Genomic DNA, 440 nt, shown 5'->3' with positions numbered 1-440 from the left:
AATCTAACGTTGAGTTATCCAGCGTTAAGTTAGGGTTATTGAATAAGCCAGTCATGCCGCGGCCTGAATCACCGAAATAAGCAACGCTCTGGATATGCTCTTCAGCACCACGGCGTGCACCGCGCGCCAATGTCACATCAAGCGGCATACGTGTCTGTACAGACTTTTGCAGCTCATCACGACTATAGCTGAATGCATTACCAGCGTAACCTACAGGAATAGATGATTTGTGCGCATTTGCAGCGACGTTAGGCAGATCATCAGCGTTAGCACCAATGAATTTACCCATGGTTGCAGCATCAATGCTGATGTAATCAACACTATCCACCCATTCAGGCATACTGGTATCAACTGGGATTAAATCCATATAGTTGATATTGAGGTATTTAGCCTCATAGAGGCGCTCTTCTAAATTGGCAAGCTGGCTGATGTAAAACGCT

1 protein-coding gene is annotated in these 440 nt (G+C 45.7%); it reads right to left on the bottom strand.

What is annotated here, in order from left to right; translation table 11 throughout:
- On the bottom strand, positions 1–440 hold a 440-nt coding region (locus B4K20_RS01055; protein WP_289281559.1), incomplete at both ends, for a major capsid family protein.

Source organism: Methylophaga sp. UBA5088 (assembly GCF_002414625.1).
In the GTDB taxonomy this organism is placed as follows: domain Bacteria; phylum Pseudomonadota; class Gammaproteobacteria; order Nitrosococcales; family Methylophagaceae; genus Methylophaga; species Methylophaga marina.
Note: the sequence above shows the minus strand (reverse complement) of the source record. Positions and strands in the feature narration are given on the sequence as shown.